This window comes from Acidovorax sp. M14 (genome assembly GCF_049331375.1).
Lineage (GTDB): Bacteria > Pseudomonadota > Gammaproteobacteria > Burkholderiales > Burkholderiaceae_C > Acidovorax.
Map to the genome: position 1 here is coordinate 76418 of NZ_CP186263.1, position 25725 is coordinate 102142.

A 25725-nucleotide genomic window follows, 5' to 3' on the forward strand; every position below is an offset into this window, starting at 1 on the left:
GGTTGTCTCCTATAGGTTTAGTTGCGGAAAGGCCAGAGATGGAAGAAACGACGGACGCGCCGCCACACTTCGGCCAGGCCATGGGGCTCGAAGACGAGAAAACCAATGATGAGCAGGCCAAAGATGACCGTGCGCACGGGCGAGAGGAACACGGTGAGTTCGCTGCCGCCGGGCATCAGGTCCACCACGAGCTTGAGCAGCTCGGGCACCATGGTCATGAACACCGCACCCAGAATGCCGCCCAGGATGGAGCCCATGCCGCCGACGATGATGGCCGCGAGGAAGAAGATGGACATGAGCAGCGGAAAACTCTCGGGCGTGACCACGCGAAAGAAGTACGCCCACAGCCCGCCTGCCACGCCCGCGTAGAACGACGAGAGCCCGAACGACAGCAGCTTGTAGCGCAGCAGCGGTATGCCCAGCACCTCGGCCGAGATATCGCGGTCGCGAATCGCGATGAACGCGCGGCCTACGCGCGTGCGGAACAGGTTGGCCGCGCCCAGCAGCATCAGGATGGTGACCGGCACGATGAGCCAGTACAGCCTGAACGACGTGTCGAGCGCCATACCGAACAGCTTGGCGGGCGGCACGCTCAGGCCGCCAGTGCCGCCGGTGAACTTCCAGTTGGCAAAGATGAAGTGCGCAATGAACGATGCGGCAATGGTGGCAATTGCCAGGTACAGCCCCTTCACGCGCAGCGAGGGGATGCCCACCACGATGCCGCCCAGCATGGCGACAAAGCCACCGGCCAGCAGGTTGAGCACAAAGGGCGTGCCCACCTTGGTTTCCAGCACGGCCACGGTGTAGGCGCCCAGGCCCATGAAGGCCGCCTGCCCCAGGCTGACGAGGCCTGTGTAGCCCGTGAGGATGTTCAGGCCCGTCGCGCTGGCCACATTGATGCTGACCAGGCAGGCCAGGTACAGCCAGTAGTCGCTGGCCATGAAGGGGAATAGCACCAGCAGCGCGGCGCCCACGGCCAGCCACACCTTTTGCGTGCGCGAGTCGAACAGCGCTGCGTCGGCGATGTAGGTTTCCTTGAGGGTTCCGATGCGCATGGGTCCGGCCTTAGAGTCTCTCGATTTCGTGCGTGCCGAACAGGCCGTACGGCCGCACCAGCAGCACCGCCACTAGCACGATGAAGGTGGCCAGCAGCTTGTATTCGCCGCCCAGGTAGGCCCCGGCCAGCGCCTCGATCAGGCCGATGAGGATGCCGCCGACGAGCGCGCCCAGCACGCTGTCGAGCCCGCCCACGATGACGACCACCAGCACCGACAGCCCGAAAACGCCCATGCTGGACGAGATGCCGCCAATTGAGCCAACGATGATCCCGGAGATGGCTGCCAGCATGGCCGAGGCCACCCAGGCCAACGAGAACACACGCGGCACGTTGATGCCCACCGAGTACGCGGCCGCCTGGTCGCTGGCGGTGGCACGCAGGGCCACGCCGCCGCGCCAGAAGCGGAACACCACCAGCACTGCCGCGATGAACACGATGGCGATCACGGCACCCCAGAACACCTTGGGCGCGAGGAATGCATCGCCCACCATGATGGGCTGCGTGGGCATGAAGTCGGGCAGGCGGCGCTGGTCTGCCGTCCAGATCATTTCCACCAAGCCCACCAGCACCGAGGCCAGGCCCACGGTGACCATGAAGACGGAAATCGGCGGCTCGCCCAGTAGCGGGCGGATCATGGTGCGCTCGATCACCGCGCCCAGCAGGCCCGTGCCTAGCACGGCGGCCGGGATGGCCAGCCACAGCGGCAGCGCGAACATCGACGCGAAGGTGAAGAACAGGTAGGCCCCCACCATCAGCAGCTCGCCAATGGCAATGTTGACCACGCGCGTGGCCTTGTAGACCATGACGAAAGCCAGTGCGGCCAGTGCGTAGAGCCCGCCACCGGCGATGCCGGTGAGGCTGATCTCAAACAGGTAGGCCCAGTCGAAGTTGCCAGTCATGCGGTGCTCACCCCCTGCAGCTTGGCGCGCAGGTCGCCCACGTCGCCCGCGCCCAGGTAGGCGCGGATGACTTCGGGGTCCGCCTGCACCTGCGCGGGCGTGCCCTGGGCAATGACCTGGCCAAAATTGAGCACCACCACGTGGTCCGACAGGTCCATCACCATGCCCATGTCGTGTTCGACCATGAGCACTGTCACGCCCCATTCTTCGCGCACATCGAGGATGAAGCGCGCCATGTCTTCGGTCTCTTCGCGGTTCATGCCGGCCACGGGCTCGTCCAGCATCAGGATCTGCGGCTGCATGGCGAGGGCCCGGGCCATCTCCACGCGCTTTTGCAGGCCGTAGGGCAGGGCCGAGACGGGTGCGTGGCGGATGTGGTCGATTTCGAGAAAGTCGATGATGCGCTCCTCGATGTCGCGGCGCAGCGCGGCCTCTTCGCGGCGCGCGCGGCCCAGGTAGAACAGCGCGTCGAGCACGTTGGTTTGGAGGTGCGCGTGGCGGCCGAGCTTGATGTTGTCGAGCACCGTCATGCCGCGAAACAGCGCGATGTTCTGAAAGCTGCGGCCCAGGCCCAGCTTGGCGCGCTGCGGTGCGGGCACGCGGGTGATGTCCTGCCCCTGAAAGCGGATGGAGCCCTGGCTGGGCCGATAAAAGCCCGAGATGGTGTTGAACAGCGAGGTCTTGCCCGCGCCATTGGGGCCGATGACGGCGGTGATGGAGCCAGGCTGCACATCAAACCCCACGCCGGTCAGCGCCTTGACGCCACCGAACGCCAGGGTCACGCCCTGCACCTGCAGCAGGGGCGTGGCAGCAGCGGGGCCGGAAGGGGTTGTCTCCATTGGCTTTCTAATACGGGTTGACTGCAGCTTCTGACAGAAATTTCGATGGAACCCAGCGCAAATTTCCTACTTGTGCGTAAACTGTTTACTCGCAAGTAGATTCTGGAAGCCGCGACCCTCATCAGCATCCGTACTTTCCCGAGGAACTGCCATCCATGCCCCACGCCAAAGTGGCAACCCGCCGCCGCAGCGCCACCCCCACCGCCGCAGCGCCGTCTTCTGCACCCGCTGCCACACAGGTCAAGCTGGCCAAGCCGGTCAAAAAACCCGCGAAGGTTGGGTCGGCCCCACCCGCCCCTGCGCCAACCCCGACCGCTGCGGCGTCTCCCTGGCCCCCGGTGTCGCACCGCGAGCGCCAGCGCGAGGCCAAGCGCAATGCCGTGCTGCAGGCGGCGGCCCAGTTGTTCAACGAACGCGGCTTTCATGCGACCTCGCTCGACGACATCGCCGCGCGCCTGAACGTGACCAAGCCCACGCTGTACTACTACGTGAAGAACAAGGACGAGATCCTGCTGCAGTGCGTGAGCAAGGGCCTCACGATGATGCTGGAGGGGATCGATGCCTCGCGCGCTGCGGGCGGCAAGGCCATCGACCAGCTCATGACCTGCATGCAGGTGTATGCGCGCATCGTCACCATGGACTTCGGCATGTGCCTGATCCGCGTGGGCGACGAGCAACTGCCCCCCGAAAGCCGCAAGGAGCTGCGCCGCCTCAAGTCCGCCATCGACCAGGAGTTTCGCCGCCTCGTGGCCGAGGGCGTGGCCGAAGGATCGCTGCAGCCCTGCGACCCGAAGATGACGGCCTTTGTGATTGCCGGAGCGCTCAGCTGGATCGGCCGCTGGTACCAGCCCGATGGCGAATACACGCCCGAGCAGGTGGCGCAGCAGTGCATTGCGACGCTGTGTGATGGGGTGTTGCGGCGGCCTGCGCAGACTCCGGTGTCAACGGCCGAGGCGGGGACTGCGCCTGCGTTGCCAGCACGCCGGAAGGCGGCCGTTGGCAAAGCCAAACCCCCTGCGCGGTCGGCGGGCGCCTGAAGGGCCTGGCAGCGCAGGTTTCAAGCAAAAACTGCCCCAAGCGCTAGTGGAATATGCCCAAACAGCTATTGATTTGGTAGCGTTTTGCGCAAGGCCCGGGGTGCGTGTTGCTCTGCCTGCCCGGAGGCCAGATCGTCCAGGATGGGGCAGTCCGGCCGGTCGTTGCCCTGGCAGCAGGACACCAGCGTTTGCAGGCTGCGCTGCATGGCCTGCATCTGGGCGATGCGTTCGCTCAGATCGTCGATGTGCTGCTGGGCGATGCGCTTGACCTGGCTGCTGGCGCGGCTGCGGTCGTGCCACAGGCCCAGTAGTTCAGCGATTTCTTCCATCGAGAAGCCCAGGTCGCGGCTGCGGCGGATGAAGTGCAGGGCGTGCACATCGGCCTCGGTGTACTGGCGGTAGCCGCTGTCGGTGCGGGCCACGCCGCTGATAAGGCCCAGCGATTCGTAGTGCCGCACCATGCGCGCCGAGATGCCGGCGCGCCGGGCTGCGACACCGATGGGCACAGGCCAGGCGATGGCGCGGGGCGCTGCGGCCTTGGTGCGCGCGGTCGGCGCGGTATTGACGGACTGGGGCGTTGTCATGGTGTGGCCCTCGTTGGGGTGTGTGGTGGCGCGGCGCTCAGAGGCAGAAGACTCTCAGCCTCTCAAGCCGCGACGGTGTAGCCTTCTTCGGCAATGGCGGCGGCCAGGGCTTCGCGGGGGGCGGTGCTGTCCACGTCCACCTTGCCGCTGGCGCGGTCGATGCGCACCTGGGCGTTGGGGTCTACCTGCTGCACGGCCTGGGTGACGGCGCGTTCGCAGTGGCCGCAGGTCATGCCCTGTACTTGGAAGGTTGTGGTGTTGGTTGCCATGGTGTGTCCTTGTTGGTTTGGAAATGTGGCCGTGGATGCGACCGAAGCGAATGTTGAAGCTTGACATCGTGGCAGAGTCAAACACTGCGCAAGACACTCATGATGTGAGGGTTGATCAAGATCAATGCTTGACCTTGCCATCACGTCAAGGATCAGCATCCCTGCCATGAACACCATTACCACCCCCCCCAATACCGCGCCCGGGTCTGTGCACTCGCTGGACCTGGGCATTTCTGGCATGACCTGCGCAAGCTGCGTGGGCCGTGTGGAGCGCGCGCTGCGCAAGGTACCGGGCGTGCAGGAGGCCTCGGTCAACCTGGCGACCGAGTCTGCGCGCATTGCCTTTGTCACGCAGGTGGGCGCTGACGCTGCCGCCATGGAGGCGGTGCTGCGCCGCGCGGTGCGCAATGCGGGCTACGAGCCGCGTGCGGCGGGGCAGGACGAGGCGGTGGAAGACCTGTCGCCCTGGGCGGGGTTCCTGCCCGTGGGCATTGGCCTGCTGCTGTCGGCGCCGCTGGTGCTGCCGATGATCGGGGACCTGTTCGGCCAGCACTGGATGCTGCCTGCCTGGATGCAGTTTGCGCTGGCCACGCCGGTGCAGTTCATTCTGGGGGCGCGCTTTTACAAGGCGGGCTGGCATGCGGCCAAGGCGCTGAGCGGCAACATGGACTTGCTGGTGGCGCTGGGCACCAGTGCGGGCTGGGGCCTGTCGATGTGGCTGTGGCTCACAGCGCCCACGGACCACCCGGGGCATGTGCCGCACCTGTACTTCGAGGCGTCGGCCGTGGTGGTCACGCTGGTGCTGCTGGGCAAGTGGCTGGAGGCGCGCGCCAAGCGCCAGACCACGGCGGCCATCCGCGCGCTGCATGCGCTGCGGCCGGATGTGGTGCATTTGCTCACCAAGCAGGGCGAGGTGGATGTGCCGGTGTCGGAAGTGCTGGTGGGCGACCAGCTGGTGGTGCGGCCGGGCGAGCGCATCCCGGTGGACGGCACGGTGCACGAGGGCCACACGCAGGTGGATGAATCGATGCTGACCGGCGAACCCCTGCCGGTGGCGCGCGACGTGGGCGCGGCGCTGACGGGCGGCTCGATCAACGGCGATAGCCGCATCGTGATGGCGGTGACGGCCGTGGGCGCCGAGACGGTGCTGGCCCAGATTATCCGGCTGGTGGAAGACGCCCAGGCGGCCAAGGCGCCCATCCAGCGGTTGGTGGACCAGGTGTCGGCCATTTTTGTGCCGGTGGTGCTGGTGGTGGCGCTGGTGACCCTGGCGGGCTGGCTGGCCATGGGTGCGGGGCTAGAGGCGGCGCTGATCCACGCCGTGGCCGTGATGGTGATTGCCTGCCCCTGTGCGCTGGGGCTGGCCACGCCGGCTGCCATCATGGCGGGCACGGGCGTGGCGGCCAAACACGGCATCCTCATCAAGGACGTGCAGGCGCTGGAGCTGGCGCACAAGGTGGACACGGTGGCCTTTGACAAGACCGGCACGCTGACCGTGGGCCAGCCCCGGCTCACGGCGTTTGAGGTGGTACCGGGTCTTCATGAGGCGGCAGTGATGGCAGCCGTGGCGGCGGTGCAAAGCGGCAGCGAACACCCGCTGGCGCGCGCAGTGGTGGCGGCTGCGGGCGAGCGGCAGATTAACGTGGCCACCGCGCAGGACGTGCGCGCCGTGCCCGGGCGCGGCACCGAGGGCGAGGTGGACGGCCAGAGCTACCTGGTGGGCAGCCTGCGCTGGATGCAGGAGCTGGGTGTGGGCCTGGGCCCGTTGTCAGACCGCGCGGAAGCGTTGCAACGCGAAGGCGCCACGGTGTCCGCCGTGGCCCAGCGGGACACGGAAGGGTTGGCGCTGCGGGCATTGATGGCCTTTGGCGACGAACCCAAGCCGGGTGCGCGCGAAGCGCTGGCGGCGCTGAAGGCGCGCGGCATTCGCACGGTGATGGTGTCGGGCGACAACCGGGGCGCCGCCGAGGCCATGGCGCGGCGCCTGGGGCTGGACCCGGCTGCGGGCGAGGTGATGGCCGAGGTGCTGCCGGGCGACAAGGCGGCCAAGGTGGCGGCGCTGCAACAGGGCAGCGATGGCAAGCACCATGAGCGCCGCCGGGCCGCCCCAAGGCGCGAAAGCCCCCTCGGGGGGCAGCGACCCAGCGCAGCGGCGGAGCGTGGGGGCCATATTGTGGCGATGGTGGGCGACGGCGTTAACGATGCCCCGGCATTGGCTGCGGCGGACGTGGGCATGGCGATGGGCAATGGCACCGATGTGGCCATGCATGCGGCGGGCATCACGCTGATGCGCGGCGACCCGATGCTGGTGGCGGCGGCGCTGGATATTTCGCACCGCACGGTGATGAAGATCCGCCAGAACCTGTTCTGGGCGTTTGCATACAACGTGGCGGGCATTCCGCTGGCGGCGCTGGGGTATCTGAACCCGGTGGTGGCGGGCGCGGCCATGGCGCTCAGCTCGGTCAGCGTGATGGCGAATGCCCTCTTACTCAAGCGGTGGCGCATGTGATAAATACGTACAGCACGGTCATCGATGTCTGGCAAACTGCAACGATTTGTTGCGAATCCGTGGCCTCGGGGGAGGTGCGGTCACCGCATCGGCATAGCTATATCAAGGACGACAGATCATGAATCTCTTCTCGCTCATGCGGCAGTTCACCATACGTTTGCGCATGCTGGGCGCCATTGGCGTGGTGCTGGGCCTGCTGGGGCTGCTGGGTGGCGCGGGCATGCTGGGCATGTTCCGCATCAACGACATGAGCCAGAACTTCATGGACCACTCGTTCGCCAAGGTGAGCAGCATGGCCGAGCTGCGGGGCGAGATGGGGGCCATCCGCCAGTACGAGAAGGACATGATCATTGGCTACGAAAAGCCCGAAGCCGTGAAGGCCGCCCATGCCAAGTGGGTGGAGAGCCAGGACAAGGCCAAGAAGATTGCCAACAAGTTCCTGGAAGGCGGGGAAGACTCTGACAACGCGGTGGTGCGCAACATCGTCAAGCGCCTGGACAGCTACCGCGAGCTGTTTGCGCACGTGGCGCGCCAGCTGGAGGCGGGTGGCTACGACACCGCCACCATTGCCAACCGCATGAGCGGCAAGGCGGTGGCCGAGTTTGCCGAGGCCGACAAGCTGATGGCCGAGCTGGACTCGGTGTTGCGCGCCGAGGTGTCCAAGTCGGTGGCGCAGCAGAGCGAGGTGTCCAACCAGACCAAGTGGCTGTTTGTGCTGGCGGTGCTGATCACCGTGGTGGTGGTGGTGCCCACCACGCTGATGAACATGAACTCCATCTGCAAGCCCCTGGAAGAAGCGCGCAAGATGGCCCAGGCCATTGCGGGCGGCGACCTGTCGCAGCACATTGCCGCCGAGGGCAAGGACGAAGTGGCCGACCTGCAGCGCGCGCTGCGCGACATGCAGCAAGGCCTGAGCGCACTGGTGGCGCAGGTGCGGGATGCCAGCGGCAACATCGCCACGGCCAGCCAGGAGATCGCCACGGGCAACCAGGACCTGTCGCAACGTACCGAGCAGACGGCCAGCAACGCGCAAGAAGCTGTGTCTTCGCTGTCGCAGCTCACGTCCACGGTGCAACAGACGGCGTCGTCGTCGCAGATGGCGAACCAGCTGGCCGCGTCGGCCTCGCAGATGGCCACCCACGGTGGCGGCGTGGTGCAGCAGGCCGTGGCCAGCATGCACGAGATTTCGACATCGAGCCGCAAGATCGGCGACATCATCGGCCTGATCGACTCCATTGCCTTCCAGACCAACATCCTGGCGCTGAACGCGGCCGTGGAAGCGGCCCGCGCAGGCGAGCAGGGCCGGGGCTTTGCAGTGGTGGCCAGCGAGGTGCGCAGCCTGGCGCAGCGCAGTGCGGCGGCGGCCAGCGACATCAAAGGCCTGATCCAGAGCAGCGTGACGGCCGTGGACGGCGGCGTGCGCCACGTGGAAGAAGCCGGCACAGCCATGAAGGACATCGTGAGCAGCGTGCAGCGCGTGGGCGACATCATTGGCGAGATCACGGCCGCAGCGTCCGAGCAATCGGCCGGCATTGGCCAGGTGAACAGCTCGGTGGGCGAGATCGACCGCATGACGCAGCAGAACGCGGCGCTGGTGGAAGAGTCCGCCGCCGCTGCCGAGTCGCTGCGCGAGCAGGCCGCGCGTCTGTCGCACGTGGTGCAGCAGTTCCGTCTGGCCGAATCGGCCGGTGGCTATGGCCACGGCGGCGCAGTGGCTGCCCCCTATGCAGATCAGGCGCCCCAGGCGCTGGCTGCAGGCCCTGCGCAGGCACGCCTGACGCACTGACCGCACCAGGCCTTTTGTTTCGACGAGCCCCGCTGGCCTGGTCTGCGGGGCATTTTTTTGTGGGCGGTGCTGCCCGGCGGTTTATTGACCTGCGTCATGGGCGCACCGGGGAGCGCGTGGCACCCTTGGGGCCTTGTTGAACCTGGGGAGTGCGCCATGCCGTCGATCAGTCTGCGAACCATTCGCGAGGAGCATGCGTCGCTCGCAGCGGTGCTGCACTCGCTGCGCCTGATGCTGGACCAGGGCCCAGGTGACGAGCCCGCTGCGTTCTTTGACGTGATGCGGGCGATGCTGTTCTACATCGATGAGTTTCCCGAGCGGCAGCACCACCCCAAGGAGTCGCAGTGGCTGTTCCCCAAGGTGGCCGAGCGCTCACCCCAGGCGGCCGAGGCCATCGCCCAGCTGGAGCGAGACCATGCCGGCGGCGAGGCCGCGGTGCGCGAACTGCAGCACCTGCTGCTGGGCTGGGAGCTGATGGGCGATGCGCGCCGCGAGGCGTTTGCGCTGGCGCTGGAGCGCTACATCCGCTTTTACCTGGAGCACATGCGCTTGGAAGAAACCGTGGTGCTGCCCGCCGCGCAGGAGGCCCTGCAGCCGGGCGACTGGACCGCCATCGACGCGGCCTTTGCCAGCAACACCAACCCGCTGGCCCCGGGCAAGCCGCGCGATGCGGCGTATGACCGGCTGTTCACCCGCATCGTGATGCGCGCGCCGAGCCCGATCGGGCTCGGTTCACCCTCTTGAGCGGCTGCGCCGCTCGGTGGGGACTCAGGCGCTGAGCGCCGGGTAGTCCGTGTACCCCTCGGCGCCACCGCCGTACAGCGTGGCGCGGTTCACCTCGTTGAGCGGGGCGTTGGCTTTCAGGCGCGCCACCAGGTCGGGGTTGGCGATGAAGGGGCGGCCAAAGGCCACGATGTCGGCACCGTTGGCCAGGGCGGCATCGGCCAGTTCGCGCGTGTAGGCGTTATTGACCATCCAGGCACCCTTGCCACCCGCTGCGCGGTAGGCGGCCTTGAGGGCGGCGTAGTCAAACGGGCGGCCTTCCACTTCGCGCGGGCCGCCGGTGGCGCCTTCGATCACGTGGATGTAGGCCAGGCCCAGGGGCGCCAACTGGCGCACCACATGGTCGAACAGCGGCTGCGGATCGGCGTCCACGATGTCGTTGGCGGGGGTGACGGGCGACAGGCGGATGCCGGTGCGGCCGCCGCCGATTTCCTCGACGATGGCGCGGGTCACTTCCAGCAGCAGGCGAGCGCGGTTGGCAATGCTGCCGCCGTAGTCGTCGGTGCGCTGATTGGCGCCGGTCTTGAGGAACTGGTCGATCAGGTAGCCGTTGGCTGCGTGGATTTCCACACCGTCAAAGCCCGATGCAATCGCGTTGCGTGCGGCGTGGCGGTAGGCCTGCACGATGCCGGGGATCTCTTCGGCATCGAGTGCGCGGGGCATCGAGGTGGGTGTGAAGGTGGGCACGCCGTCTTTGATGAGCACGGTCTTGGTGTTGGCCTGCACGGCCGAGGGTGCGACGGGTGCAGCGTTGCCCGGCTGCAGGTCGGTGTGCGAGACACGGCCCACGTGCCACAGCTGCACCACGATCTTGCCGCCGGCGTCGTGCACGGCGCGGGTTACTTTCTTCCAGCCGTCCAGCTGCTCGGTGCCATAGAGGCCCGGCACATCGGCATAGCCCTGGGCTTGCGGGCTGATGGCCGTGGCTTCGGAAATGATGAGACCGGCACTGGCGCGCTGCGCGTAGTAGGTGGCGACCAGGTCGGTGGGGATGGCCTCGGGCGAGCGGTTGCGCGTGAGCGGCGCCATGGCAATGCGGTTGGCCAGCTGGAGGTCGCCCGCGCGGGTGGGTTCAAACAAAGAGGTCATGGTGAGAAGTCCTGGAGAAAGGCGATGTGCCAAAAAAGCAGGCCTGCAGCTTAATGCTGCAGCGCAAAACGTGCAGCACACTGGCGTCAACAAGGGCTCCGGTTTTGTGTTAACCCCGTGCTGTCCCGGCGGCGCAAGCGGCGCGGGTGCGGTTGCATGAGAATGGACCGCCATGCCCTCGCCACCGCCACTCGCATCCCTTTCCATCTCTCCGTTGCGTAGCCTGTGGCTCGCCGTGGCCCTGTCGATGGGGGCCGCCATTTCGCTGGGCATCACGCGGTTTGCCTATGCCCTGTTGCTGCCGCCCATGCGTGAAGACCTGGGCTGGTCGTACACGCTGGCCGGCGGCATGAACACGGCGAATGCGCTGGGCTACTTGCTCGGTGCTCTGGCCACGCCCTGGCTGTTGCGGCGCGCAGCCCCTGGGGCAGTGCTGCTGGTGGGCGCGGTGATGGCCACGGTGTTCATGGGCCTGAGCGGGTTTTTTACGCAGGCAACGCCCTTGCTGGCGCAGCGCCTGCTGGCTGGTGGGGCCAGTGCGCTGGTGTTCATTGCCGGGGGCCTGCTCGCGGCGCGGCTGGGTGCGCAGGTGCCGGGGCGCAGCGGATTGCTGCTGGGCCTGTACTACGGCGGCACGGGCTGGGGTATCAGCCTGTCGGCCTTGCTGGTGCCTGCGGTGCTGGGCGTGGCGCCTGCGCCGCATGGCTGGACCTGGGCCTGGTGGGCGCTCGCGTTGGCCTGCGTGGCGGCCACGCTGGCGCTGCTGTGGCCGGCGCGCGTGTTGAGCGGGCTGGCTGCACCTGTGGCGGCTGCATCTGGGACCACACCGTCGGCTGCAGCGCCCGACCGCGTGCGCTGGCGGGCCTTGGCCCCTGCGCTGCTGGGTTACGGCCTGTTTGGCGTGGGCTACATCGGCTACATGACCTTTGTGGTGGCACTGCTGCGCGAGCAGGGCCGGGGTGCGGGCGAGGTGACGCTGTTCTACGCCCTGCTGGGGCTGGCCGTGGTGTTGTCGTCGCGCATCTGGGCCGGGCTGCTGGACCGCAGCCGGGGCGGTGAGGCCCTGGCGCGCCTGAATGCGCTGCTGGGTGTGGCCACCATCCTGCCTGCCATCACGGGCGCGTGGCCGGTGGTGCTGGCCTCGGGGCTGCTGTTTGGCGGGGTGTTTTTGTCGGTGGTGGCATCGACCACGGCGCTGGTACGGCACAACCTGCCGCAGGCGCTGTGGGCCAGCGGCATCAGCGCGTTCACCATCGTGTTTGCGGCCGGGCAGATCGTGGGGCCCACGGTGGTGGGCTGGATCGCCGATGGGCCCGGGGGCCTGGCGCGCGGGCTGGTGTTCTCGGCCTGCGCGCTGTGGGTGGGGGCGCTGGTGGCTTGGCGGCAGCGCCCCTTGTAGCCTCAGCCTTACTTCAGCAGCCCTTCAGCCTTCATGGCCGCCTGCACTGCGGGGCGGGCGCCCACGCGTTCGCGGTAGGCCGCCAGGTTGGCCAGGCCGGAGATGTCGAGCTTGGTGGGCTGGGTCCAGTTGGTCACGGTGAACAGGTAGCCGTCGGCCACGGTGAACTGGTCGCCCATCAGGTACTGCTTGCCGGCGAGCTGGCTGTCCACCCACTGCAGGCGCTGCAGCAGGCGTTCGCGCACCATGGGCTTGTACTCCTCGGGGGTGGCGGGGTTGAACAGGGGGCTGAAGCCCTTGTGCAGCTCGGTGCCGATGAAGGTCAGCCACTCTTGCAGGCGGTAGCGCGCCAGGGTGCCGTTGGCGGGCGCGAGTTGCTTGTCGGGCACCTGGTCGGCAATGTATTGCACGATGGCCGGACCTTCGCGCAGGCGCTCCCCGTTGTCCAGCTCCAGCACGGGCACATAACCCAGCGCATTGATGGTGTAGTAGTCGGTGCCGTCCTGCAGCTTGTGGCTCTTGGTGCTGGCCAGCACGGGGGTGTAGGCCAGGCCGGCCTCTTGCAGGGCGATGTGGGGGGACAGGGAGCAGGCGCCGGGGGAGTAGTAAAGCTTCATGGATCGGTCCTTGAAAACGGTCGGGAACCGCCGATCCTATGCGCTGTGCCGGATTCTTGCAGGCGCCGGTGCGCAACCCCGGCGCCCGCTGCGTGGTGCGGCGGGGACGGGTTGCGTCAGCTGTCGTATCCAGGCAGGTCGCGCTGCACTTTGCGCAGCAGCGCGGGCCAGGCAAAGGCACCGCCCAGGCCGCCGGTCTGCACGCGCATGGCCTGGGCCACGCCGCTCACGATCTGCGGGTTCACCTGCGTCAGCTCGCCGCCCGCTTGGGCATCGATCTGGATGCGGCAGGTGTTCTCGAAGGTGTACATCGACAGGAAGGCGTCGGCAATGGTCTTGCCCACCGTCAGCAGCCCGTGGTTGCGCAGCATGAGGAAGTTGGCTTCGCCCAGGTCGGCCTGCAGGCGCGGCTTTTCTTCGTCGCGGAAGGCCACGCCTTCGTACTCGTGGTACGCCAGCGAGCCCAGTACAAAGGTGCTTTGCTGGCTGATGGGCAGCACGCCGCCCTTTTGCGCGCTCACGGCCACGCCAGCGCGGGTGTGGGTGTGCAGCACGCAGCCCGCCTCGGGCCGGGCTTCATGCACGGCGCTGTGGATCACGAAGCCAGCCGGGTTCACGGGGAAGGGCGATTCGTGCAGCTTGTTGCACTGCATGTCCACCTTGATCAGGCTCGACGCCGTGATCTCGTCGAACATGAGGCCGTAGGGGTTGATGAGGAAGTGGTGCTCACCCGCGCCCGACACCGACTCGGGCAGCTTGGCGCTGATGTGGGTGAAGACCAGGTCGCTCCAGCCGTAGAGCGCCACCAGGCGGTAGCAGGCGGCCAGATCGCAGCGCAGCTGCCATTCGTCAGGGCTGACGCTGCCCTGCAGCGAGGGGATGTTGAGCATGGGTGGGTGTCTCCGGTGTTGTGGGTGGGAAGACACCACTGTAGGGCGAGGCAGTGGCCGGGTCTGTCAGGCAGGCTACACCCGTGGCCATGTGTGGGGTGTTTTATGCTTCACTATTGATAGCACTAAAGGCAATATCCACTAGCGCTACCAGCCAGTTTGACCCGGTTTTTGGTGTCTGTTGCCTTTGGCAGGCTCCACGGGCCGATGTGCCTTCCTCCGGTCCGTACCCCTCATCTGCCAGCGCTCAGCCGGCCTGCGGGATCGGGGCGCGCATGCCCGCGTTCAGCAGGTTCCAGGCGTTGATGATGGCGATGGCAAAGCCCAGGTCGGAAATCTCGGCGTCGGAGAACAGGGCCTTCAGCTTGGCGTATTCGTCATCGCTCGCGTCGCTGTGGGGCGTGGCTGTGATGATCTCGGCCCAGCGAAACGCGGCGCGTTCGCATTCGCTGAAGAACGGCGCCTCCCGCCAGCCGGCCACGGCGTTGAGGTGGCGCGGGTCGGCGCCGTCCTTGACGAGCGCGCTCCAGTGCATGTCCATGCAGTAGGCGCAGCCGTTGATCTGCGAAACGCGCAGGAACACCAGTTCGGCCAGCCGGGTGCCCAGCGGGCCTTTCTTGATGGTTTCTGAGACGTTGACCAGGCCCATGAAGGCTTTGGACGACAGTTGGTGGTAGGGGAGGCGGGCGCTGTGTTGCGACATGGAAATCTCCTGGGCGATGGCAAAGGGTTGTTGATGACGGTCGTGGAAGACGGCGCTGGTGCGGGGCCTTGTGGCGATGTCGCCATGTGGCTGCATTGCCGTCTTCCATACCCATCAAGACGCTGCGCCGTGCCGGGTTGTGACAGGAGGCCTGCTTTTTTCTGCCCTGGCGCGCCTGCCGGGGCCGCCTGCGCAGCGGTTCGCACGAACGGCGCTGTGCCCGTGTCTTTACAGCGGCAGCGTGGCGGGGATGCCCGCCAGCTTGTCCGGGTTGCGCACCGCGTAGATGGCCACGATGCGCTCGCCATCGGTCACAAACGCCTGGGCCGACTCGATGCGTCCGTCCACGTAGCGCAGCAGGCCCGGCTCGCCGTTGATGAGCGCCATGCGGTAGACCACCTGCGCGCCCAGGCGCCGGAACAGCGCCCAGTAAAGGTTGGTGATGCGGAACGGCCCCACCAGCGGCTTGGGGAACGAGGGCACCACGCCGCCACCATCGCCGATGAGCTGGGCGTCTTCACTCAGCAGCGCCTCAATGGCATGGCGGTCGCCACTCTGGGCGGCTTTCATGAAGCGCTGCAGCAACTGGTGGTGCACCGCCTGCGGCACCTCGAAGCGGGTGCGCGCCTGCTGCACGCGCTCGCTGGCGCGGTGCACCATCTGGCGGCAGCTGGCCTCGGTCTTGCCCAGTTGGGCGGCGATCTCGGGGTAGTCGTAGTCGAACACTTGGCGCAGCAAAAAGGCCGCGCGCTCCTCGGGCCCCAGGCGTTCCAGCACGTACAGAAAGGCCACCGACAGCTCGCCCGCCAGCTCGGCGGCCGACTCGGGCGTGTGGGCGTCCAGCTCCACCAGCGGCTCGGGCAGCCACCAGCCCACATAGGCCTCGCGCTCGGCCTTGAGCGCGCGCAGCCGGTCGATGGACAGGCGCGTGACGATGGTCACCAGCCAGGCCTCGGCCGACTGCAGGGTGCTGGCGTCGGTGCGGCTCCAGCGCAGCCAGGCGTCCTGCAGCACATCCTCGGCATCGGCCCGCACGCCCAGCATGCGGTAAGCAATGCCAAAGAGGCGAGGGCGCAGGGTGGTGAACGGGTCGGTGGTGGTCATGGCAATGGCGGCGGTGGAGTGCTTCAGTGAAGCACAGACGGCGCACACCGGTGGTTTGTGACAGCCTCGCTTGCAAACTACTATTTTGATAGCTGCTGGCGCATGTGGCACTAGCGCTTGGGGTCACTTTGGGGCTTGAACCGCCTGCAACGTCCCTCGGAGGCCCTGCAAGACCGACTATGAGCGCGGGGCCGGTTGCGTGAGCGATTCCAGCTGCGACAGGTAGTGCAGAGCCTGTGCCTGGCTGCTGCCACACATCTCGGCCGAGGGCATCAGCCCTGCACACACTGCCGGGCGCTCAGGTTGGCCAAAGATGCGGCAGCGCGCATCGTCCCCCAGCTGAATGCATCGCACCCCCGCCGGCTTGCCCAGCGGCATGCCGGGGATGGGCGAGCTGATGGAGGGGGCAGTGCAGCAGGCGCCGCAACCGGGGCGGCAGTCCACGGGCGGACCGCCTTATTGGCCGCCAGCGGGCTGCAGGCGGCTGGCGCCCCACAGCACCTGGTCCACCACGGCACGCACGCGGTCGCGGTGGGCTGGCTGGATGAGGTTGCCGCTGTCGTCAAACGCGCTGCCGGCCGAGCCCAGGGCAAACGCCTTGGGCGCCAGCCAGCATTCGGCATTGATCAGCAGGGGGGCCAGGTGGCTCTGCGAACGCAGGCCCCCCAGGGCGCCGGGCGAGGCGCTGAGCATGCCCACAACCTTGCCGCGAAAGCTCTTGCCGCCGTCCTGCCAGTCCGGGTTGCCCTTGACGGGGCTGGAGGCCCAGTCGATGGTGTTCTTGAGCAGGGCGGTGTAGCTGCCGTTGTACTCGGGCGAGCAGATGATCCAGGCCGGGTGTTGCCAGAGGATTTCCTTGAGGCGGATGACATCGGCGGGCGTGCCCTGGGCTTCGAGGTCGGCGTTGTACAGCGGGATGTTGAAGTCCGACAGCTCCATCAGCGTGACGCTGGCCCCCGCATCGCGCGCGATGGCGGCAGTGGCGTGGGCCAGTTTGCGGTTGAAGGACTGTTGGCGGGTGCTGCCCGCGAAGATGAGAAGTTGGGTGGTCATGCGAACCATTGGAGCACAAAGCCGGGGCAGGAATACTGCAAGCTGCCGCTCTCCGTCGCGTGGGGGTGGGTGCTTGTTTCACGTGGAACATCTGCCCCAGGCAGCGGTGGCCATCCGCACTGCGGACGGTTGGTGCAGCCGCTGTGCCCAGGGCTTTGCACAAAAAGCATGCAAAGGTGGGAAAATCGCGGGTTTCCCCTTGCACCCTTGCCGCCTTGATGGGCCGGTGGTGGCGCAGCCCGCCGCCGTGCGACCCGCTCTTGTGGGGCCGTCGCAGGACGGCAGACGGTTTTGAATGTCGGGCCCACCGTGGCCCCGGAGTGTTCCCCATGTTGTACCCCCAGGAATTTGATGTGATCGTTGTCGGCGGTGGCCATGCTGGCACCGAGGCCGCGCTGGCCGCCGCGCGCATGGGCAGCAAAACGCTGCTGCTGACCCACAACATCGAGACGCTGGGGCAGATGAGCTGCAACCCCAGCATCGGCGGCATCGGCAAGGGCCACCTAGTGAAGGAAGTGGATGCGCTGGGCGGCGCCATGGCGCTGGCCACGGACGAGGGCGGTATCCAGTTCCGCATTCTCAACAGCAGCAAGGGCCCGGCTGTGCGGGCCACGCGGGCGCAGGCGGACCGGATTCTGTACAAGGCCGCCATCCGCCGCATGCTGGAGAACCAGTCCAACCTGTGGCTGTTCCAGCAGGCGGTGGACGACCTGATGGTGGAAGGCGACCGCGTGGTGGGCGCCGTGACGCAGGTGGGCATCCGTTTTCGCAGCCGCACCGTGGTGCTCACGGCGGGCACCTTTCTGGACGGCAAGATCCATGTGGGCCTGAACAACTACGCGGCTGGCCGGGCAGGGGACCCGCCGGCGGTGTCGCTGTCGGCACGCCTCAAAGAGCTGAAGCTGCCCCAGGGGCGCCTGAAGACCGGCACGCCGCCGCGCATTGATGGGCGCAGCATCGACTTCTCAAAGTGCACCGAACAACCAGGGGACGGCATGCCCGGCGGCGTGAACGAGGGTACGGTGCCCGTGTTCAGCTTCATGGGCAATGCGCAGATGCACCCCCAGCAGGTGCCCTGCTGGATCACCCACACCAACGAGCGCACGCACGAGATCATCCGCAGCGGCTTTGACCGCAGCCCCATGTTCACCGGCAAGATCGAGGGCGTGGGCCCGCGCTACTGCCCGAGTGTGGAGGACAAGATCAACCGCTTTGCGGACAAGGACAGCCACCAGATCTTTCTGGAGCCCGAAGGCCTGACCACGCACGAGTACTACCCCAACGGTATCAGCACCAGCCTGCCGTTCGACATCCAGTACGACCTGGTGCGCAGCATGCCGGGGCTGGAGAACGCGCACATCCTGCGCCCCGGCTATGCCATCGAATACGACTACTTTGACCCCCGCTCGCTCAAGAGCAGCTTCGAGACGCGGCAGATCCAGGGGCTGTTCTTTGCCGGGCAGATCAACGGCACCACCGGCTACGAAGAGGCGGCGGCCCAGGGCCTGTTCGCGGGCATCAACGCCGCGCTGCAATGCCGGGGCGACGCCCCTTGGCTGCCCGGCCGCGACGAGGCCTACCTGGGCGTGCTGGTGGATGACCTGATCACCAAGGGCGTGACCGAGCCCTACCGCATGTTCACCAGCCGGGCTGAGTTCCGCCTGCAGCTGCGCGAGGACAACGCGGACATGCGCCTGACCGAAGTGGGGCGCCAGATGGGTCTGGTGGATGACGCGCGCTGGGATGCTTTCAGTCGCAAACGTGATGCAGTTTCACGTGAAACAGAGCGCCTGAAGGCCACCTGGGTGAATCCGCGCAACCTGCCCGCCGCTGAATCCGAGCGCGTGCTGGGCAAGAGCATTGAGCACGAGTACAACCTGTTCGAGTTGCTGCGCCGCCCGGATGTGAGCTACGCCAACCTGATGTCGATGGACGGTGGCAAGTACGCATCCGCCGATGTTTCACGTGAAACCCTGGGCGACTTGAGCGAGCCGGTGGTGGAGCAGGTGGAGATTGCGGCCAAGTACGCGGGCTACATCAACCGCCAGAAGGACGAGGTGGAACGCGCCGCACACTTTGAAAAGCTGCGCCTGCCGCCCGACCTGGACTACATGCAGGTCACGGCCCTGAGCATCGAGGCGCGCCAGGTGCTCAACCGCCACCGGCCCGAGACCCTGGGCCATGCCTCGCGCATCACGGGCATCACGCCCGCATCGATCTCGCTGCTGATGGTGCATTTGAAGAAGGGCGGGTTCAAGGAGTTCGTCGTGGCACCGGCAACGCCCACCAAGGCAGAAGGCGAAGTGGCGGCATGACGATGGTGGCGAACAGCAACAACGACAGCCTGCGCCAGCAATTGCAAGCCGGGGCGGACGCCTTGGCGCTGGGCCTGAGCGATGCGCAGATCGGGCTGTTGCTGGACTTCCTGGCGCTGCTACAGAAGTGGAACAAGGTCTACAACCTGACCGCCGTGCGCGACCCGCAGGAGATGATGACGCACCACCTGTTGGACAGCCTGGCCGCCGTGGCGCCGCTGCGTAGGCATGTCGCAGTTCTGCAGCAGGGTGGGGTGGCGACGGTGAAGCTGCTGGATGTCGGATCGGGCGGTGGCTTGCCCGGCGTGGTGTTTGCCATCTGCTGCCCCGACGTGGATGTGAGCTGCGTGGACACCGTGGGCAAGAAGGCCGCGTTCATCCAGCAGGCAGCGGTGGCGCTCAAGCTGCGCAACCTGCATGGCGTGCATGCGCGGGTCGAGACGCTGGCCGCGCCGTTCGACCTCATCAGCTGCCGCGCGTTTGCCTCGTTGCCGGACTTTGTGACCTGGTCGCGCAGCGCACTGGCCGCGCCCCATGGTGTGTGGCTGGCCATGAAGGGCAAACACCCCGAGGACGAAATTGCCGCGCTGCCTGCGGATGTGGCGGTGTTTCACGTGGAACAGCTCGCGGTGCCGGGCCTGGATGCCGAGCGTTGCATCGTCTGGATGAAGCCCGTCTGATCACCCGGACCACCGGGCTGCCGACTTTTCGGCAGCCGAAGCAGGGGGCTCGCGTAAACTCGGCTGCTCACCCGGGTGCATCTTTGCACCGCACCCTCCCCGCGCACCAGGAGAAACCATGTTCGGCATCGCAGACTACGGCGCCTTTGTCGCTGCCATTGTGTTGTTCCTGCTCATCCCAGGTCCGGGCAATCTGGCGCTCATCACCTCCACCAGCAAGGGCGGCATCCGGGGTGGTTTGGCTGCCACCATGGGTGTGATCGCGGGTGACCAGGTGCTGATGTGGGCGGCGGTGGCTGGGGTGGCCACGCTGCTGGCCACGTACCCGGCGGCCTTCAACGCCGTGCAGTGGCTGGGCGCGGCCTACCTCGCGTGGCTGGGCTTCAAGATGGTCACGGCCAAGCCGGGCGCCCAGCCCATCCTGAACATCGAGCCGCGCCACTACTTCAAGCAGGCCGGGCTCATCACCTTGCTCAACCCCAAGGCCATCGTGTTCTACATGGCGTTCTTTCCGCTGTTCGTGGACCCGGCCCGGCACCAGGGCATGCTGACCTTTGGCGTGATGGCGGCCACGGTGGCGGCATTGACGTTTCTCTATGGCCTGGTCGCCGTGCTGCTCACCCACCACCTGGCCGAGCGCATGCGCGCCAACCCGCGCATCGGCCGCGTGCTGGAAAAGATCGCGGGCGTCTTCCTGATCGGCTTTGGCATCAAGCTGGCCATCTCCAAATAACACCACACGAACTGCAGCACCCACATGGCCAAGATCTTTTGCGTTGCCAATCAAAAGGGTGGGGTGGGCAAGACCACCACCACCGTCAACCTCGCCGCCGGCCTGGCCAAGATCGGCCAGCGCGTGCTGATGGTGGACTTGGACCCGCAGGGCAACGCCACCATGGGCTCGGGCGTGGACAAGCGCAGCCTCGACCTCACGGTGTACGACGTGCTGCTCGAATCCGCCTCGGTCAAAGAGGCGGCCGTGCTGTCGGACAAATGTGGCTACTGGGTGCTGGGCGCCAACCGCGAACTGGCGGGCGCCGAGGTGGAGCTGGTGACGCTGGAGCACCGTGAAAAACGCCTCAAGGCCGCGCTGGCCGAGGCGGATGCCGACTTCGACTTCGTGCTCATCGACTGCCCACCGTCGCTCTCCATGCTCACCCTCAACGGCCTGTGCAGCGCCCACGGCGTGATCGTGCCCATGCAGTGCGAATACTTTGCGCTGGAAGGGCTCACCGACCTGGTCAACACCATCAAGCAGGTGCACGCCAACCTCAACGCCGACCTGCAGATCATCGGCCTGCTGCGCGTGATGTTCGACCCACGCATCACGCTGCAGCAGCAGGTGAGCGACCAGCTCAAGGGCCACTTTGGCGACAAGGTGTTCAACAGCGTGATTCCGCGCAACGTGCGCCTGGCCGAGGCGCCCAGCTACGGGCTGCCCGGTGTGGTGTTCGATCCGCTGGCCAAGGGCAGCCAGGCGTTTGTCGAGTTTGCCGAGGAGATGGTCGCGCGCGTCAAAACCATGCCGGCGGCAACGGCTTCCATGGCAAAAATGGCTGCTGGCGCCTGATAGGAAAGCGCTGATAGCTATTAAATTGATAGTAATGAAGCCCACCACCATCCTGCTGCTGCCCGGCTGGCAGAACTCTGGCCCCGACCACTGGCAAAGCCGCTGGGAAGCCCAGCACGGCGACCAGCGCGTGGAGCAGCACGACTGGATGCGCCCGCTGCGCGGCGACTGGTCTGCGCGCCTGGAAGAAACCGTGGCCGATGCCGAGGGCCCCGTGGTGCTGGCGGCGCACAGCCTGGGCTGCATCCTCACCGCGTGGTGGGCGGCGCACACCCGCCATGCGGCCAAGGTGCGCGGTGCGCTGCTGGTGGCGCCGGGCGATGTGGAGCGGCCCGACTTGGCCGCGCAGATCCACGGCTGGGCGCCCATTGTGCGCCAGCCCCTGCCGTTCCCGGCCGTGCTGGTGGGCAGCCGCAACGACCCGTACTGCAGCTTCGAGCGCGCCGAAAGTCTGGCCCAGGCCTGGGGTGCGCGGTTTGTGGACTATGGCGAGCGCGGGCATATCAATGCCGAATCCGGGCTGGGTGACTGGGACGAGGGGCGCGGCTGGCTGATGCAGCTCGCCACCCCGGCATGAGCCGCTGGGCTTTTTGGCGCAAGCGCCCGCCGGTGGTGGCGGACGGCGCTGTCCCTCCATCTCGGCGGGTCACGGCTGACTTCTACTGGCTTGGCGACGCCTTGCAGGTGGTGCTTGCCTGGCTGCTGCCCAGCAGCGCGGTGGTGGTGGGCGCGCTGGGGCAGTTCATGCTGGCCCTCGTGCTGCTCGCGGTGGCCTTCGGTGTGTGGTTGCGCCTGTGGCGCAGTCGCAAGCGGCGCCGCGTGGCGAGCCGCTCCGCACTGTGACGTTTTGAACCCTGGCCAACGACCCATGACCAAGATCAGCCTGTCTGCCCTTGCCGACCAACTGCCCCGCGCCTGGAACTCCACGGTGGTGGGCCGCGCTGCGGGTGCCAACCTCAAGGTGCTGCGCATGGATGACGCGGCCTACCCCGATGAGTCGCACGACTTTGACGAAGCCCTGCTGGTGCTGGACGGCTGCATGCGCCTGGACCTGCAAGGGCAGGTCACCGAGGTGAACGCGGGCGAGGTGTTCATCGTGCCCGCAGGCGTGCCCCACGCCGTGGCGCCCGGCAGCCGCGGCACGCTGGTCATCATCGACCGCTGAAGATTTCCCTCTCCCCATTCCTTTTCGAGAAGAAGACATCGCATGGTCACCAAAAAACCCAAGGGCCTCGGCCGAGGCCTCGAAGCCCTGCTGGGCCCCAAGGTCGAAGACAAAGTGGAACAGGCCCAGGCCGCCGAGGCGGGCCTGCCCAGCAGCCTGCCACTGAGCGAACTGGTGCCGGGGGTGTACCAGCCGCGCACGCGCATGGACGAAGGCGCGCTGTACGAGCTGGCCGAATCCATCAAGGCCCAGGGCATCATGCAGCCCATCCTGGTGCGGCGGCTCACGGGCGGGGAGCGCGCGGGCAAGTACGAAATCATTGCGGGCGAGCGGCGCTTTCGCGCCTCGCGCCTGGCGGGCCTGGCCGAGGTGCCGGTGCTGGTGCGCGATGTGCCCGACGAGTCGGCAGCCGCCATGGCGCTCATCGAAAACATCCAGCGCGAAGACCTCAACCCCCTGGAAGAAGCCCAGGGCCTGCAGCGCCTGGTCAAGGAGTTTGGCCTCACGCACGAGCTGGCCGCACAGGCCGTGGGCCGCTCGCGCAGCGCGGCCAGCAACCTGCTGCGCCTGTTGAACCTGGCCGAGCCGGTGCAGACCATGCTGATGGCGGGCGACATCGACATGGGCCATGCGCGTGCGCTGCTGGCGCTGGACCGCGCCGCACAGATCACGGCCGGCAACCAGATCGCGGCCAAGAAGCTGTCGGTGCGCGAGGCCGAGGCGCTGGTCAAGAAGATCGGCGCCGAGTTCAGCCTGGTGCCGCAAAAGCCCCAGAAGGAAAAGTCGCGCGACTTGAAGCGTGTGGAGGAAGAACTGTCGGACCTGCTCATGGCCGAGGTCGAGGTGCGCGTGAAAAAGCGCGTCAAGCGCAACGGCCGGGTGGAGGACATGGGCGAGCTGGCGATCCAGTTCGGGTCGCTGGAGGCGCTCAACGGGCTGATCGACCGCCTGCGCGGTTGACCCGCTCGTCGCTCCGGGGCGCGGCGTTGTCGCCGCGCAAGATGGCGTGAAATAGCGCACAGAAACGGTTTCCACAAGTAACTTGCACGGGCAAAATGCGTCCTTGCGGGCCTACACTGCGCTGCGTTCAACACACCCGGGTTGACCGTAAGGCCTCTTCACAGGGCGGCGACGAAGCCGCTTTGCGGCCCACGATGGTTTGCCGGGTGATCCACGTATCTCCTGGAGCAGACCTGATGACAACCCCTTTGCGCTACCTGACCCCCGCCTGCCTGGCCGCCGGCCTGTGCATTGCCAGCCTGGGCGCCCAGGCCCAAAACACCAAGGCTCCCAAGGTGCAGCTGTGGATGGACCTGTCCACCGGCACCATGGCCGGCATGCCCGAGATGGACAGCCTGCCCGGTGGCGGCGGCATGCTCGGGGGCCTCATGGGGGGCATGGGCGGCGGCGCAGCGCCGGGCATGGGGGGCGGCAGCAACACCTCGTACGGCAACGCACGCGCCATGTCCATCATGCCGCCGCGTGTCATCGACATCGCTTTGCACAACAGCCTGCGCCCCGGCGTAGAAGCCAGCCAGTCCATCCCGCCCGGCATGCGCATGGGCGAGTCCCTGCCTCTGATCCCCCCGCGCGCCCAGCCCACCCAGACTGAGCCGGGCGAAGTGCCCCGTGAGTACCAGCAACAGCAGCCCAAGGGCCGAATCCTGCTGTACTGGGGCTGCGGTAGCGCGGTGCGTGCGGGCCAGCCCCGCGTCATCGATCTGGCACGTGCCAAGCCCTCCGACTACGCCCAGGCCTTCGCGGGCCGTGCCGTGCCGGACCGGGGCCCGCGCGTGGGCCAGGCCTATGCGCTGTACCCCAACGAACGCAACCAGGTCAGCCTGTCGCGGGACAGCTCGGTGGTGGGCGAGCACCAGGTGCGGGGCGACGGCGTGCCTGCCTCGATGAAGTTCACGCTGGGCGCTGCGCAAGACCTGATGCCCGCTATCGACCTGCGCACCACCGGCAAGCCGCAGGACAGCATGGGCACCAGCTGGCAGCCGGTGCGCAATGCGCGCGCCTACTACCTGCACGCCATGTCGCAAAGCGGGGACGACCTCATCATGTGGTCCAGCGCCGAGACGCCCGACACCGGCATGGGCCTGTTTGACTACCTCTCGCCCGCCACCATCGACCGCTGGCTCAAGGAGCGCGTGCTGCTGCAGCCCGAGACCACGCAATGCGCGATTCCCCAAGGCATCTTTGCGGGCGGCGGGCGCGACGCCACACCCATGCTGCGCATGATGGCCTACGGTGGCGAAAGCCACATCGTGTACCCACCCCGCCCGGCCGACCCCAAGGCTGCGTGGGAGCCTGAATGGTCGGTGCGCGTGCGGGTGAAGTCGCACACCATGGCCATGCTGGGCGAGGAGATGCAGGGGCGCCGTGGCGGCATGGGCGCAGCACCCGCTGCACCGTCGGGCGGCACAGGCGCTTATTCCAGCGGCATGGGCGGCGCGCCCGCAGGCCAGCCACCGGCAGGCGACGGCGGCACGGACGCGGGCAACGTGGTCAACCCCGTCAATCTGCTGCGCGGCATTTTTGGCCGCTGAGAACGGAGAACCATGTTCGCCCTGCGCATGCCCTGGCCCCTGCCCGCATTGGCGGCGTGGGCGTGCGCGTGGCTGATCTTTGTGGCGCTGCAGCGCGCGGTTCCACCGGTGGCCGCCTTGCTGGTGGCCTGCCTGCTGGGCACGGCTGCCAGTGTGCTGGGCGACAGCTGGTGGCGGCGCGGGCTGATTGCCGCCGGGTTCCCTCTGTCGCTGGCGCTGCTGGGGGCGGCCAGCCTGCCCACGTGGGCGTGGCTGGTGCCGCTGTCGTTGTTGTTGCTGGTCTACCCGCTCAATGCGTGGCGCGATGCGCCCCTATTTCCCACGCCGCGCCATGCGCTGCAGTCTCTGGCCGTGCAGGCACCGCTGCCGCTGGGCGCGCGCGTGCTCGATGCAGGCTGTGGTTTGGGCGATGGCCTCAAGGCGCTGCGCCATGCCTACCCCGCCGCACAGCTCGACGGGCTGGAGTGGAGCTGGCCGCTGCGCCTGCTGTGTGCCTTGCGCTGCCCTTGGGCCCGGGTGCAGCGGGCCGACATGTGGAAGGCCGACTGGAGCGCCTACCAGATGGTGTACCTGTTCCAGCGGCCCGAAAGCATGGCCCGCGCGGCCGCCAAGGCCCAGGCCGAGCTGGCGCCCGGTGCCTGGCTGGTGAGCCTGGAGTTTGCGGTGCCCGGCTGGCTGCCCAGTGCCCAGCTGCGTGCGCCCGGTGGTCGGGTGGTGTGGCTGTACCGCATGCCGCGCCAGCCGCAGGAGGGATGACATGCACACCATGCAATCCATACGCCCGCACCTGTGTCCGTCTGTGTCGCCGGCCCCACACGGTTACAG

General features: G+C 67.2%; 27 protein-coding genes. 15 read left to right on the forward strand and 12 right to left on the reverse strand.

Annotated features, from left to right (window positions below; all coding sequences use genetic code 11):
* Positions 1-17: 17 nt before the first annotated feature.
* The 3 genes from ACOYR4_RS00350 to ACOYR4_RS00360 are packed head-to-tail and all read right to left on the reverse strand — an operon-like array spanning position 18 to position 2795.
* The gene (locus ACOYR4_RS00350) at positions 18-1055 is read right to left on the reverse strand and encodes a branched-chain amino acid ABC transporter permease (RefSeq protein WP_056056930.1); all 1038 of its coding nucleotides are present in this window, start codon (positions 1053-1055) and stop codon (positions 18-20) included.
* Between the two features lie 10 nt (positions 1056-1065).
* Complete coding sequence (locus ACOYR4_RS00355; protein ID WP_056056932.1) at positions 1066-1956, reverse strand: branched-chain amino acid ABC transporter permease; 891 nt, start codon at positions 1954-1956, stop codon at positions 1066-1068.
* Positions 1953-2795: an ABC transporter ATP-binding protein gene (locus ACOYR4_RS00360; RefSeq protein ID WP_422848274.1), complete on the reverse strand. Its 843-nt coding sequence runs from the start codon at positions 2793-2795 to the stop codon at positions 1953-1955. Before ACOYR4_RS00360 ends, ACOYR4_RS00355 begins: the two co-directional genes overlap by 4 nt.
* Before the next feature lie 155 nt (positions 2796-2950).
* Between ACOYR4_RS00360 and ACOYR4_RS00365 the strand changes: the two genes are divergently transcribed.
* Positions 2951-3832, forward strand: a complete 882-nt coding sequence (locus tag ACOYR4_RS00365) for a TetR/AcrR family transcriptional regulator (protein ID WP_422848275.1) — start codon at positions 2951-2953, stop codon at positions 3830-3832.
* A 65-nt stretch (positions 3833-3897) separates the two neighbouring features.
* Here ACOYR4_RS00365 and cueR read toward each other — a convergent pair whose 3' ends face one another.
* On the reverse strand, positions 3898-4416 hold the full coding sequence (gene cueR, locus ACOYR4_RS00370; protein ID WP_291443518.1) for a Cu(I)-responsive transcriptional regulator: 519 nt from the start codon (positions 4414-4416) through the stop codon (positions 3898-3900).
* Between the two features lie 62 nt (positions 4417-4478).
* Entirely contained in the window at positions 4479-4685 is a 207-nt protein-coding gene (locus ACOYR4_RS00375) for a heavy-metal-associated domain-containing protein (RefSeq protein WP_015011905.1), read from the reverse strand.
* Between the two features lie 166 nt (positions 4686-4851).
* Here ACOYR4_RS00375 and ACOYR4_RS00380 point away from each other — a divergent pair, with 166 nt between their 5' ends.
* The 3 genes from ACOYR4_RS00380 to ACOYR4_RS00390 all read left to right on the forward strand — a co-directional run bounded on the left by ACOYR4_RS00380 (position 4852) and on the right by ACOYR4_RS00390 (position 9724).
* A complete protein-coding gene (locus ACOYR4_RS00380) occupies positions 4852-7194 on the forward strand; it encodes a heavy metal translocating P-type ATPase (protein ID WP_422848276.1) in 2343 nt (780 codons plus the stop codon).
* A gap of 118 nt (positions 7195-7312) precedes the next feature.
* Positions 7313-8980, forward strand: a complete 1668-nt coding sequence (locus tag ACOYR4_RS00385; protein WP_110960609.1) for a methyl-accepting chemotaxis protein — start codon at positions 7313-7315, stop codon at positions 8978-8980.
* 156 nt (positions 8981-9136) lie between these two features.
* Positions 9137-9724: a hemerythrin domain-containing protein gene (locus ACOYR4_RS00390; protein WP_295940919.1), complete on the forward strand. Its 588-nt coding sequence runs from the start codon at positions 9137-9139 to the stop codon at positions 9722-9724.
* 24 nt (positions 9725-9748) lie between these two features.
* Here the strand turns inward: ACOYR4_RS00390 and ACOYR4_RS00395 are convergent, their stop codons facing one another.
* Entirely contained in the window at positions 9749-10852 is a 1104-nt protein-coding gene (locus tag ACOYR4_RS00395) for an alkene reductase (RefSeq protein ID WP_422848277.1), read from the reverse strand.
* A gap of 172 nt (positions 10853-11024) precedes the next feature.
* Here ACOYR4_RS00395 and ACOYR4_RS00400 point away from each other — a divergent pair, with 172 nt between their 5' ends.
* A complete protein-coding gene (locus tag ACOYR4_RS00400) occupies positions 11025-12251 on the forward strand; it encodes a YbfB/YjiJ family MFS transporter (protein ID WP_422848278.1) in 1227 nt (408 codons plus the stop codon).
* Positions 12252-12259: 8 nt separating this feature from the next.
* Here ACOYR4_RS00400 and gstA read toward each other — a convergent pair whose 3' ends face one another.
* From gstA to ACOYR4_RS00430, 6 genes are all read right to left on the reverse strand, one after another.
* On the reverse strand, positions 12260-12868 hold the full coding sequence (gene gstA, locus ACOYR4_RS00405) for a glutathione transferase GstA (RefSeq protein WP_015011911.1): 609 nt from the start codon (positions 12866-12868) through the stop codon (positions 12260-12262).
* Between the two features lie 116 nt (positions 12869-12984).
* Positions 12985-13758: a class II aldolase/adducin family protein gene (locus ACOYR4_RS00410; protein ID WP_422848279.1), complete on the reverse strand. Its 774-nt coding sequence runs from the start codon at positions 13756-13758 to the stop codon at positions 12985-12987.
* A gap of 247 nt (positions 13759-14005) precedes the next feature.
* Positions 14006-14461, reverse strand: coding sequence for a carboxymuconolactone decarboxylase family protein (locus tag ACOYR4_RS00415; RefSeq protein WP_422848280.1), 456 nt, complete (start codon positions 14459-14461; stop codon positions 14006-14008).
* A 228-nt stretch (positions 14462-14689) separates the two neighbouring features.
* Positions 14690-15565 (reverse strand): RNA polymerase sigma-70 factor, encoded by an 876-nt coding sequence (locus ACOYR4_RS00420; RefSeq protein WP_116748474.1) that lies wholly within the window; start codon positions 15563-15565, stop codon positions 14690-14692.
* 177 nt (positions 15566-15742) lie between these two features.
* Entirely contained in the window at positions 15743-16009 is a 267-nt protein-coding gene (locus ACOYR4_RS00425; protein WP_422848281.1) for a YkgJ family cysteine cluster protein, read from the reverse strand.
* Between the two features lie 12 nt (positions 16010-16021).
* A complete protein-coding gene (locus tag ACOYR4_RS00430) occupies positions 16022-16618 on the reverse strand; it encodes an NADPH-dependent FMN reductase (RefSeq protein ID WP_015011916.1) in 597 nt (198 codons plus the stop codon).
* A 329-nt stretch (positions 16619-16947) separates the two neighbouring features.
* On the opposite strand from ACOYR4_RS00430, the gene mnmG reads away from it, so the two are divergent.
* The 10 genes from mnmG (at position 16948) to ACOYR4_RS00480 (ending at position 25656) form a co-directional block, all read left to right on the forward strand.
* Positions 16948-18933, forward strand: a complete 1986-nt coding sequence (gene mnmG, locus ACOYR4_RS00435) for a tRNA uridine-5-carboxymethylaminomethyl(34) synthesis enzyme MnmG (RefSeq protein ID WP_422848282.1) — start codon at positions 16948-16950, stop codon at positions 18931-18933.
* Positions 18934-18935: 2 nt separating this feature from the next.
* Positions 18936-19613: a 16S rRNA (guanine(527)-N(7))-methyltransferase RsmG gene (gene rsmG, locus ACOYR4_RS00440; protein WP_422849702.1), complete on the forward strand. Its 678-nt coding sequence runs from the start codon at positions 18936-18938 to the stop codon at positions 19611-19613.
* Between the two features lie 118 nt (positions 19614-19731).
* Positions 19732-20346, forward strand: a complete 615-nt coding sequence (locus tag ACOYR4_RS00445; RefSeq protein WP_422848283.1) for a LysE family transporter — start codon at positions 19732-19734, stop codon at positions 20344-20346.
* A 24-nt stretch (positions 20347-20370) separates the two neighbouring features.
* Positions 20371-21183: a ParA family protein gene (locus ACOYR4_RS00450; RefSeq protein WP_252660068.1), complete on the forward strand. Its 813-nt coding sequence runs from the start codon at positions 20371-20373 to the stop codon at positions 21181-21183.
* 34 nt (positions 21184-21217) lie between these two features.
* On the forward strand, positions 21218-21760 hold the full coding sequence (locus ACOYR4_RS00455) for an RBBP9/YdeN family alpha/beta hydrolase (protein ID WP_422848284.1): 543 nt from the start codon (positions 21218-21220) through the stop codon (positions 21758-21760).
* Positions 21757-22026, forward strand: a complete 270-nt coding sequence (locus tag ACOYR4_RS00460) for a hypothetical protein (protein ID WP_422848285.1) — start codon at positions 21757-21759, stop codon at positions 22024-22026. The genes ACOYR4_RS00455 and ACOYR4_RS00460 overlap by 4 nt, the downstream gene beginning before the upstream one ends.
* 25 nt (positions 22027-22051) lie before the next feature.
* On the forward strand, positions 22052-22348 hold the full coding sequence (locus tag ACOYR4_RS00465; protein WP_116748482.1) for a cupin domain-containing protein: 297 nt from the start codon (positions 22052-22054) through the stop codon (positions 22346-22348).
* A gap of 42 nt (positions 22349-22390) precedes the next feature.
* Positions 22391-23308 (forward strand): ParB/RepB/Spo0J family partition protein, encoded by a 918-nt coding sequence (locus ACOYR4_RS00470; protein ID WP_422848286.1) that lies wholly within the window; start codon positions 22391-22393, stop codon positions 23306-23308.
* Between the two features lie 236 nt (positions 23309-23544).
* Complete coding sequence (locus ACOYR4_RS00475) at positions 23545-24900, forward strand: hypothetical protein (protein WP_422848287.1); 1356 nt, start codon at positions 23545-23547, stop codon at positions 24898-24900.
* A gap of 12 nt (positions 24901-24912) precedes the next feature.
* On the forward strand, positions 24913-25656 hold the full coding sequence (locus ACOYR4_RS00480) for a class I SAM-dependent methyltransferase (protein WP_295942637.1): 744 nt from the start codon (positions 24913-24915) through the stop codon (positions 25654-25656).
* Positions 25657-25725: the final 69 nt, after the last annotated feature.

What these genes read in the sequence shown, in the direction of transcription:
- ACOYR4_RS00350 (WP_056056930.1), bottom strand. Translation starts at nt 1,055, where the DNA reads ATGCGCATCGGAACCCTCAAGGAAACCTACATCGCCGACGCAGCGCTG.
- ACOYR4_RS00355 (WP_056056932.1), bottom strand. Translation starts at nt 1,956, where the DNA reads ATGACTGGCAACTTCGACTGGGCCTACCTGTTTGAGATCAGCCTCACC.
- ACOYR4_RS00360 (WP_422848274.1), bottom strand. Translation starts at nt 2,795, where the DNA reads ATGGAGACAACCCCTTCCGGCCCCGCTGCTGCCACGCCCCTGCTGCAG.
- ACOYR4_RS00365 (WP_422848275.1), top strand. Translation starts at nt 2,951, where the DNA reads ATGCCCCACGCCAAAGTGGCAACCCGCCGCCGCAGCGCCACCCCCACC.
- cueR (WP_291443518.1), bottom strand. Translation starts at nt 4,416, where the DNA reads ATGACAACGCCCCAGTCCGTCAATACCGCGCCGACCGCGCGCACCAAG.
- ACOYR4_RS00375 (WP_015011905.1), bottom strand. Translation starts at nt 4,685, where the DNA reads ATGGCAACCAACACCACAACCTTCCAAGTACAGGGCATGACCTGCGGC.
- ACOYR4_RS00380 (WP_422848276.1), top strand. Translation starts at nt 4,852, where the DNA reads ATGAACACCATTACCACCCCCCCCAATACCGCGCCCGGGTCTGTGCAC.
- ACOYR4_RS00385 (WP_110960609.1), top strand. Translation starts at nt 7,313, where the DNA reads ATGAATCTCTTCTCGCTCATGCGGCAGTTCACCATACGTTTGCGCATG.
- ACOYR4_RS00390 (WP_295940919.1), top strand. Translation starts at nt 9,137, where the DNA reads ATGCCGTCGATCAGTCTGCGAACCATTCGCGAGGAGCATGCGTCGCTC.
- ACOYR4_RS00395 (WP_422848277.1), bottom strand. Translation starts at nt 10,852, where the DNA reads ATGACCTCTTTGTTTGAACCCACCCGCGCGGGCGACCTCCAGCTGGCC.
- ACOYR4_RS00400 (WP_422848278.1), top strand. Translation starts at nt 11,025, where the DNA reads ATGCCCTCGCCACCGCCACTCGCATCCCTTTCCATCTCTCCGTTGCGT.
- gstA (WP_015011911.1), bottom strand. Translation starts at nt 12,868, where the DNA reads ATGAAGCTTTACTACTCCCCCGGCGCCTGCTCCCTGTCCCCCCACATC.
- ACOYR4_RS00410 (WP_422848279.1), bottom strand. Translation starts at nt 13,758, where the DNA reads ATGCTCAACATCCCCTCGCTGCAGGGCAGCGTCAGCCCTGACGAATGG.
- ACOYR4_RS00415 (WP_422848280.1), bottom strand. Translation starts at nt 14,461, where the DNA reads ATGTCGCAACACAGCGCCCGCCTCCCCTACCACCAACTGTCGTCCAAA.
- ACOYR4_RS00420 (WP_116748474.1), bottom strand. Translation starts at nt 15,565, where the DNA reads ATGACCACCACCGACCCGTTCACCACCCTGCGCCCTCGCCTCTTTGGC.
- ACOYR4_RS00430 (WP_015011916.1), bottom strand. Translation starts at nt 16,618, where the DNA reads ATGACCACCCAACTTCTCATCTTCGCGGGCAGCACCCGCCAACAGTCC.
- mnmG (WP_422848282.1), top strand. Translation starts at nt 16,948, where the DNA reads ATGTTGTACCCCCAGGAATTTGATGTGATCGTTGTCGGCGGTGGCCAT.
- rsmG (WP_422849702.1), top strand. Translation starts at nt 18,936, where the DNA reads ATGGTGGCGAACAGCAACAACGACAGCCTGCGCCAGCAATTGCAAGCC.
- ACOYR4_RS00445 (WP_422848283.1), top strand. Translation starts at nt 19,732, where the DNA reads ATGTTCGGCATCGCAGACTACGGCGCCTTTGTCGCTGCCATTGTGTTG.
- ACOYR4_RS00450 (WP_252660068.1), top strand. Translation starts at nt 20,371, where the DNA reads ATGGCCAAGATCTTTTGCGTTGCCAATCAAAAGGGTGGGGTGGGCAAG.
- ACOYR4_RS00455 (WP_422848284.1), top strand. Translation starts at nt 21,218, where the DNA reads ATGAAGCCCACCACCATCCTGCTGCTGCCCGGCTGGCAGAACTCTGGC.
- ACOYR4_RS00460 (WP_422848285.1), top strand. Translation starts at nt 21,757, where the DNA reads ATGAGCCGCTGGGCTTTTTGGCGCAAGCGCCCGCCGGTGGTGGCGGAC.
- ACOYR4_RS00465 (WP_116748482.1), top strand. Translation starts at nt 22,052, where the DNA reads ATGACCAAGATCAGCCTGTCTGCCCTTGCCGACCAACTGCCCCGCGCC.
- ACOYR4_RS00470 (WP_422848286.1), top strand. Translation starts at nt 22,391, where the DNA reads ATGGTCACCAAAAAACCCAAGGGCCTCGGCCGAGGCCTCGAAGCCCTG.
- ACOYR4_RS00475 (WP_422848287.1), top strand. Translation starts at nt 23,545, where the DNA reads ATGACAACCCCTTTGCGCTACCTGACCCCCGCCTGCCTGGCCGCCGGC.
- ACOYR4_RS00480 (WP_295942637.1), top strand. Translation starts at nt 24,913, where the DNA reads ATGTTCGCCCTGCGCATGCCCTGGCCCCTGCCCGCATTGGCGGCGTGG.